General features: G+C 69.7%; 8 protein-coding genes. 5 read left to right on the top strand and 3 right to left on the bottom strand.

What is annotated here, in order from left to right:
- Positions 1-9: 9 nt before the first annotated feature.
- The gene (locus tag ACFE8Y_RS19455; RefSeq protein WP_375466023.1) at positions 10-1,287 is read right to left on the bottom strand and encodes a polyhydroxyalkanoate depolymerase; all 1,278 of its coding nucleotides are present in this window, start codon (positions 1,285-1,287) and stop codon (positions 10-12) included.
- Between the two features lie 156 nt (positions 1,288-1,443).
- On the opposite strand from ACFE8Y_RS19455, the gene ACFE8Y_RS19450 reads away from it, so the two are divergent.
- The 5 genes from ACFE8Y_RS19450 (at position 1,444) to purQ (ending at position 4,940) form a co-directional block, all read left to right on the top strand.
- Positions 1,444-2,829 carry an ActS/PrrB/RegB family redox-sensitive histidine kinase gene (locus ACFE8Y_RS19450; RefSeq protein ID WP_375466022.1) on the top strand — a complete coding sequence of 462 codons (1,386 nt, stop codon included), beginning with the start codon at positions 1,444-1,446 and terminating at the stop codon, positions 2,827-2,829.
- Positions 2,830-2,869: 40 nt separating this feature from the next.
- Positions 2,870-3,469, top strand: coding sequence for an ActR/PrrA/RegA family redox response regulator transcription factor (locus ACFE8Y_RS19445; protein ID WP_375466021.1), 600 nt, complete (start codon positions 2,870-2,872; stop codon positions 3,467-3,469).
- A gap of 127 nt (positions 3,470-3,596) precedes the next feature.
- Positions 3,597-3,836, top strand: a complete 240-nt coding sequence (locus ACFE8Y_RS19440; RefSeq protein WP_375466020.1) for a hypothetical protein — start codon at positions 3,597-3,599, stop codon at positions 3,834-3,836.
- 184 nt (positions 3,837-4,020) lie between these two features.
- Entirely contained in the window at positions 4,021-4,260 is a 240-nt protein-coding gene (gene purS, locus ACFE8Y_RS19435) for a phosphoribosylformylglycinamidine synthase subunit PurS (protein WP_375466019.1), read from the top strand.
- Complete coding sequence (purQ, locus tag ACFE8Y_RS19430) at positions 4,260-4,940, top strand: phosphoribosylformylglycinamidine synthase subunit PurQ (RefSeq protein WP_375466018.1); 681 nt, start codon at positions 4,260-4,262, stop codon at positions 4,938-4,940. Before purS ends, purQ begins: the two co-directional genes overlap by 1 nt.
- Positions 4,941-5,320: 380 nt before the next feature.
- On the opposite strand, the gene ACFE8Y_RS19425 is transcribed toward purQ, so the two are convergent.
- A complete protein-coding gene (locus tag ACFE8Y_RS19425) occupies positions 5,321-7,723 on the bottom strand; it encodes a penicillin-binding protein 1A (protein ID WP_375466017.1) in 2,403 nt (800 codons plus the stop codon).
- A 169-nt stretch (positions 7,724-7,892) separates the two neighbouring features.
- On the bottom strand, positions 7,893-8,106 hold a 214-nt coding region (locus ACFE8Y_RS19420), incomplete at its 5' end, for an N-acetylmuramoyl-L-alanine amidase (RefSeq protein WP_375466016.1).

Below are 8,106 nucleotides of genomic sequence, written 5' to 3'. Positions count from 1 at the left end.
CTAGGCCGATCACACAACCCGGCGGAGGTGCGGAACGTCCTCGGCCACGAAGACCTGCATCGCGCGCACGAAGGCACTGATGCGCGGCGCGATCACCGCGCGGTAGCGCGAGCCGTTGAACACCCCGTAATGCCCGACGTCGGGCTGGAGGTGGTAGGCCTTGCGCTCCGGTGCGAGGTTCGGCGTCAGGTCGAGGGCCGCCAGCGTCTGCCCGACACCGGAGATGTCGTCGTTCTCGCCCTCGACGGCGAGGACGGCGCAGCGCCGGATCGCTCCGAGGTCGACCGGGCGGCCGCGATGGCGCATCGTACCCTTGGGCAGGTCGTGGTTCACGAACACGGTCTCGACCGTCTGGAGGTAGAACTCGGCGGTCAGGTCCATCACGGCGAGGTACTCGTCGTAGAAGTCCCGGTGCCTCTCGGCCGAGTCGCCGTCGCCCCGCACGAGGTGGCCGAACATGTCCGAGTGCGCGTCGACGTGGCGATCGAGGTTCATCGCCATGAAGCCGGAGAGCTGGAGGAAGCCCGGGTAGACCCGCCGCCACGCGCCCGGGTAGAGCGGCGGCACGTAGCTGATGGTGTTCGTCTCGAACCACGCTTGGCCGCGTTCCTGCGCGAGGCAGTTCACGGCGGTCGGCGAGCGGCGGGTGTCGATCGGGCCGCCCATCAACGTCATCGAGACGGGGACCGACGGGCTTCCCTCGGCCTCCATCACGGCCACGGCAGCGATCACCGGAACGGCCGGCTGGCACACCGCCATCACGTGGAGGTCGGGGCCGAGGTCGCGAAATATCGCCTGGAGGTAGTCGATGTAGCTGTCGAGGTCGAACCGCCCGGCCATCAGCGGCACCATGCGGGCGTCGGACCAGTCGGTGACGAGGACGTGGTGGTTCGGCAGCATCGCCTCGACGGTGCCGCGCAGCAGCGTCGCGTAGTGGCCGGACATCGGCGCGACGATCAGGAGCTTGGGCTGCGGCTCGGAGGGCGGCCGCAGGAAGCCGCGGTCGAAGCTGATCACCCGGCAGAACGGCCGCTCCCATACGACGCGCTCCGTCACCGGCACGCGCATGCCCTCGACAGTGGTCCCGGACAGGCCGAAGGCCGGCTTGCCGTAGCGCCGGGTCGCGCGCTCGAACATCTCGCAGCCGGCGGCGATCGAGCGGGCGTAGGGCGAGTAGGCCATCGGGTTGGCCGGGCTCTGTATCCCGTGCCGGGTCAGGTCGGCGGCCAGGCGCGCCGGCGCCATCATGAACCGCGCGCCCTCGAAGGCGAAGTAGGCGAGATCCATGCCGGCCATCGTGAACTCCGTTGCCCGCAATACGCTTTGCCGTGGCCGCCGGCAACGGCGAGCGTATCTGGAATGTTCCGGCCGCGGCGGCTGCGGGCTCCGCCGATCCGGCGCCCCGCTCTGGATGGGCCGCGCGGCAGCCCTATCGTTAGGACGATGCTCGACACCGATCCGAGCGGCTTCGTCCGCGACGCGCGCCATCTGCGGCTCGATACCTTCGTGCGGCTGCGCTGGCTCGCGATCACCGGGCAGAGCGCGGCGGTGGTGGGTGCGCAGTTCGGCCTCGGCCTCGCGCTTCCCTTCGGCTGGTGCTTCCTGGCGATCGCGGCCTCGTCCTGGCTCAACCTCGGCTTACGCATCCGCTTCCCGGCGAGCTACCGGCTCAGCGACGATTCCGCGGCGCTGCTGCTGGCCTTCGACATCGTCCAGCTCGCGGCGCTGCTGTTCCTGACCGGGGGGCTGCAGAACCCGTTCTCGCTGCTGTTCCTCGCCCCCGTGCTGATCTCGGCCACCGCCCTGCCGCCGGAGCGGACGCTGGCGCTGGGGCTGCTCGCCATCGGCTTCGCGACGCTGCTCGCCCTCGTGCACCGCCCGCTTCCCTGGTTCGCGGACGGCCGGATCGAGCTGCCGTTCCTCTACGTCTCGGGGGTCTGGACCGCGATCCTGCTCGGCACGGCGTTCACCGGGGTCTACGCGTGGCGGGTGTCGGAGGAGACGCGCCAACTCGCCCAGGCGCTCGCCGCGACCGAACTCGTGCTCGCCCGCGAGCAGCACCTGTCGCAGCTCGACGGGCTCGCGGCGGCGGCCGCCCACGAACTCGGCACGCCGCTCGGCACGATCATGGTGATCACCAAGGAACTCGTGCGCCAGCTCGGACCTACGGCCGCCCCTGCCGTCGCCGACGACCTCCACCTCCTGCGCGAGCAGGTCGACCGCTGCCGCGGCATCCTCTCGAAGCTGACCTCGCTCGACGGCGACGGGGCGGGCTTCCTCGAGACCCTGACCTTCAGCCACCTCGTCGAGGAGCTGGTGGCGCCCCAGCGGGCGATGGGCATCGCGCTGGACGTGTCGAACCGGGGCGAGGGGCCGGAACCGGCCAGCCGCCGCAACGCCGGCGTGATGTTCGGCCTCGCCAACATCCTCGACAACGCCGTCGACTTCGCCGATGCGCGCGTGGTCATCGAGGGCCGCTGGAGCCTGGACCGGGTGTCGATCGAGATCCGCGACGACGGCCCGGGCTTCTCCGGCGAGGTGCTGCTGCGGGCAGGCGAGCCCTACGTCACGACCCGAAGCCCGGACCGGACGCAAGGGGGCGACACGGTCGGTGCCGGCCTCGGTCTCGGCCTGTTCATCGCCAAGACCCTGATCGAGCGCTCGGGTGCGCAGATCACCCTGTCGAACGCCTCCGCGCCGGGCACGCATGGCGCGCGGGTGCGAATCTCCTGGGCACGTCACATTTTCGAGAGGGGCGCTGCGCCGCGTCACGTTCCTGAATTCATTGCGCCGCCGCCCCTGCCCGCGGCCGATGCCGCACCTATATAAGGCGCTGATCAGAAACAATGAAATGTTAAAGGACCGTCCCATGCTGGCGCAGACGACATCGTCGGCGACCCCCGACGCCGCAACCCTGAGCGACACCGATCCCCTGGCCGCGTTCTCCGACCGCAGCCTGCTGATCGTCGATGACGACAAGCCGTTCTCGACCCGCCTTGCCCGCGCGATGGAGGCACGCGGCTACCACGTGCAGGTCGCCGAGAGCGTGGCGGAGGGTGTCTCCGCCGTCGAGGCGCGGCCACCGGCCTTCGCCGTGATCGACATGCGGCTCGGCGACGGAAACGGGCTCGACGTGATCGCGCGGCTGAAGGAGCGTCGCCCGGAAGCGCGCGGCGTGATCCTGACCGGGTACGGCAACATCGCGACGGCGGTGACCGCCGTGAAGCTCGGCGCGTTCGACTACCTCGCCAAGCCGGCAGACGCCGACGAGATCCACGGCACGCTGATGGCGCAGCCCGGCGAGCGGGCGGACCCGCCGGAAAACCCGATGTCGGCCGACCGCGTCCGCTGGGAGCACATCCAACGCGTGTACGAGCTGTGCAGCCGCAATGTGAGCGAGACCGCCCGGCGCCTGAACATGCATCGGCGCACGCTGCAGCGCATCCTGGCCAAGCGCGCCCCGCGCTGAGCGCAAGGCAGACCGAAATCCACGAAGCGCGGCGCGGCTTTGTGGTTGCAACCGGTGCAGCAATCGCGGTACTGCCGTCGACGTGAGCCGGGTTCAGGCTCGCGTCGGCGCTGAGGCCCTGTGATCCGTGAATACTCGAAACCTTATTACGATCGTCAGCATGATGGTGCTGGTCGGGACTGAGGTTTTCGCTGTCGCGATTGCTGCCGGATGGGCGGTGGCGGGCTTGTTTGACCTTGGCGACACCGTCGGTCACATCCTGATGGCGCTGTTCAGCCTGTTCGCGTGCTGGATCATGTTTCAGCTCTGGCGCCGGGCGACCAGCATCGAGCCCCTGCGGTCGCAGAGCCAGGTTCGCGGGCGATGAGGGGGACGCGGAACGTGGCCGAGCCGGCAGGCGGCCAATCCTCCAGCATGCCCTTCGCCTGTCCCTACACGCGCGCGAGACCTGCGGAAGGCGCCCCGACCATGGTTCGACGCCGGCGCGACGGCGTGCGCGGATCGTCGCGTGCGGCGTCCCTACGTGCCAAATCCATGCAGAGCCCCGGATTATGAAAGCCCGCATCGTCATCACCCTGAAGACCGGCGTCCTCGATCCTCAGGGCAAGGCCATCGAGGCCGCGCTCAAGTCCTTCGGCATCAACGAGATCGCAGGCGTCCGGCAGGGCAAGGTGTTCGATCTGGACGTGAGCGCCGCGGATCGGGCCGGGGCCGAGGCGACGTTGAAATCCGCCTGCGACAAGCTTCTGGCCAACACCGTCGTCGAGAACTACGCGATCGAGATCGCGTGATGCGCGCGGCCATCGTCGTCTTCCCCGGCTCGAACCGCGATGGCGACGTCGCCCGGGCGCTGCGGCTGGCAGGCGCGGAGGTCGCGATGGTCTGGCACGCCGACGCGGCGCTCCCGGCGGGCACCGACCTCGCGGTGCTGCCGGGCGGCTTCTCCTACGGCGACTACCTGCGCTGCGGCGCGATCGCGGGCCGGGCCACGGTGATGGACGCTGTCCGGGCGCATGCCGCCCGCGGCGGGCTCGTGCTGGGCATCTGCAACGGCTTCCAGATCCTGTGCGAGTCCGGGCTCCTGCCGGGCGTGCTGATGCGCAACGTCGACCGCCGCTTCATCTGCCATCGCCAGACCCTGCGGGTCGAGCGCACCGACACCCGGTTCGCCGGCGCCTACGCGACGGGGCAGGTCATCGACGTCTGCGTCGCGCACGGCGAGGGCAATTACTTCGCCGATTCCGAGACGCTCGCCCGGATCGAGGGCGAGGGCCGCGTCGCGTTCCGCTACTGCGATGCCGCCGGCGCGCTCACCGTCGCGGCCAACCGCAACGGCTCGCTGAACTCCATCGCCGGGATCTACGCGGAGGGCGGCAACGTCCTCGGGCTGATGCCCCACCCGGAGAACTTCGTCGAGGGCCTCGTCGGCGGTACCGACGGACGCGGGCTGTTCCTGAGCCTCGCCGCCTGACCGGAGCGGGAGGAGCGTCCTTCGCCCCGCATCCGCCGGATGGTCCGTGCGTAGCTCATCGTTAACCAAGCTTTAAGCTTTCCCATTCATGAATGAAGCATTCCAGATATCTGGATGTCGAGTGAGACCTCCGTCCCACTCCGTTTGATGCCTCCCTGAGACTTTCAAAGCCGCCCCGACCGGGCGGCTTTTTTTGTGGTCGGGTCGATGGATCGCGGGAAGCCCTGCGGGGCCCCTTCTCCCAGCGGGAGAAGGTTGGGATGAGGGGCGTGCCCTATCCGGAAAGTTCTCGTCCCTCTCCCGCTCGGGAGAGGGGACCCGCGCCTCTTCAGGCATCGCTCGCAGGAGCAGGAACCCGCGCGGCGCGGCCTAAAAACCGCTCAGTACAGGCCGCCGGCCTGGGCGGCGCGGTCGGCATCCGCCGGCATCGGGGCCGGAGCCTGGCCGGGCGGGGGCGCGTAGGAATCGGGCGGCGCGGTGCCCGGCTTGAACGCCTCCAGGATCGTGCCGGCACCCTCGCCCGAGCCGGCGCGCGTGCCGGAGCCGAGCGCCACCCGGATCAGCTTGATCCCCGGCGGCACGCGGAAGGGCGTCGGCGGCTTGTCCTTGAGCGCGACCTTGAGGAAGTCGAGGGCGATCGGCGCGGCCAGGCCGCCGCCGGTGGCACGGTCGCCGAGCGAGCGCGGCTTGTCGAAGCCGAGGTAGATGCCGACCGCCAAGTCCGGGGAGAAGCCGACGAACCACGCGTCCTTGGCGTCGTTCGTCGTGCCGGTCTTGCCGGCGAGCGGCTTGCCGATCTGCTTGAGGATCGTCGCCGTGCCGCGCTGCACGACGCCCTCCATGATCGAGACCATCTGGTAGGCGGTGAGCGGATCGAGGACCTGCTCGGCATCGTCCACGAGCTTGGGCTCGTCCTGGCCGGACCACTTCTCGGCATCGCACCCGACGCACTTGCGGCCGTCGTGCCGGTAGATCGTCTCGCCGACCCGGTCCTGGATGCGGTCGATGAGCGTCGGGCGGATGCGGCGGCCGCCGTTGGCGAGCATCGAGTAGGCGGTGACCATCCGCATCACCGTGGTCTCGCCGGCGCCGAGCGACATCGGCAGCACGGGCAGCATGTCGTCGTAGACGCCGAAGCGGCGGGCGTACTCGGCGATCAGCGGCATGCCGACGTCCTTGGCCAGCCGCACCGTCATCAGGTTCTTGGAGTGCTCGATGCCGTAGCGCAGCGTGTGCGGGCCGCCGGACTTGCCGTCGTAGTTCGAGGGCGTCCACGCCTCCTGGCCGGGGCCGGCGTCGATGGTGATCGGTGAATCCTGCACGATCGAGGAGGGCGTGTAGCCGTTGTCCAGCGCCGCCGAGTACACGATCGGCTTGAACGAGGAGCCGGGCTGGCGCATCGCCTGCGTCGCGCGGTTGAACTCGGATTCGTCGTAGGAGAAGCCGCCGACCATGGCGTGGACGCGGCCGGTGTAGGGGTCCATCGCCACGATCGCGCCGGAGACCTCGGGCTTCTGGCGCAGGCGGTACTGGCCGCGCCCGCCGTCCATCGCCTCGACGTAGACCACGTCGCCCGCGGCGAGGTTCGGCCGGCCGGCCCAGCGCATGCCCTCGGGCGGGATCACGCCGGTCTCGCGGTCCTTGGAAACCTGCCCCGAGGCCTCGCGCCGCGGCTGCAGGCCGACCTGCCCGCCGCCGAGCACCACGGCCAGCCGCCACGGGGCCACGTCGCCGAGCGCGGGCACCTCGGCCACCGCCATGCCCCAGTCGCGCCCGGTCAGGTCGACCTTGGAGACGGGTCCGCGCCAGCCGTGCGACTGGTCGTAGCGCACGAGGCCGTCGACCAGCGCCTTGCGGGCGAGCGCCTGCATCTTCGGGTCCAGCGTCGCGCGCACCGAGAGGCCGCCCTCGTAGAGCTTCTTCTCGCCGTAGCGCTCGGAGATCTCGCGGCGGACCTCCTCCGTGAAGTAGTTGGCGTTGGCCGCGTTCGGGAAGGCGACGCGGGGGTTCACGCCAAGCGGCATCTTGCGCGCGGCCTCGGCCTCGTCCCTGGTGATGTAGGCGTTCTCCGCCATCAGGCGGATGATCTCGTTGCGCCGGTCGAGCGCCGCCTGGGTCTTGCGGTAGGGATGGTAGTTGTTGGGTCCCTTCGGGAGGGCTGCGAGGTAGGCCGCCTCGTTGATCGTCAGCTCGTGCACCGACTTGCCGAAGTAGTCGAGCGCGGCGGCCGCGACCCCGTGCAGGTTCCGGCCCGGCACGATGGTGCCGAGAAAGATTTCGTTGAGGTAGAGTTCGAGGATCTTGTCCTTGGAGTAGGTCGCCTCGATGCGCAGCGCGATCAGCGCCTCGCGGATCTTGCGGTCGAAGGTCTGCTCGTTGTTGAGCAGGAAGTTCTTGGCCACCTGCTGCGTGATCGTCGAGGCGCCCTGCTTCTTGCCGCTCTTGGCGTTGGTCAGCGCCGCGCGCACGATCCCCTCGGGGTCGATGCCGCCGTGCTTGTAGAAGTTCTTGTCCTCGGCCGAGAGGAAGGCGGCGACGACGATCTTGGGCATCGCCTGGATCGGCAGGTAGAGCCGGCGCTCGCGGGCGTACTCGGCGAGCAGCGAGCCGTCCGAGGCGTGGACGCGGGTCATCACCGGCGGCTCGTAGTTGGCGAGCTGCGCGTGGTCGGGCAGGTCCTGGCTGTACTTCCAGTAGAAGAACGCCCCGACGGCGGCGGCGACCACGAACAGCACCGCGCAGGCGCTGAACAGGAAGCCGAAGAAGCGAAGGATGAGGCGCATCCGGTGTTCCCGTCCGTCGGTTTCGTCGGCCGCGCGGACCGAATGGGCCTTGAGGCCGCCCACGACGAGGAAGCCCAAGAGGCCTCCGGGCAACCCGGACAATCCGCGCCGACGAAGACCGAACGTGCGGCGCGACGGGGCTTGGCGATGCCCCGTATCGACACCGGATCTATGGTGAAACTGGGGCGATGGCCGCCGAGCGGCGCGGCGGGGAAGGCTGCACCAGGGTGGCGCGGTTGGTGAAGAACAGGTCGATGGCCTTGGCCATCGAGCCGGTCACCGAGTCGCGCCATTCGGCCGACTGAAGCAGGTCGAGGTCGTGCCTGCTCGACAGGTAGCCGAGCTCGACCAGCACGCTCGGCACGTCGGGCGAGCGCAGCACC

The sequence above is a fragment of the uncultured Methylobacterium sp. genome, assembly GCF_964242245.1.
In the GTDB taxonomy this organism is placed as follows: Bacteria; Pseudomonadota; Alphaproteobacteria; order Rhizobiales; family Beijerinckiaceae; genus Methylobacterium.
The sequence above is the reverse complement of the archived record's forward strand: the minus strand, read 5'-3'. Positions and strand labels throughout refer to the sequence as shown.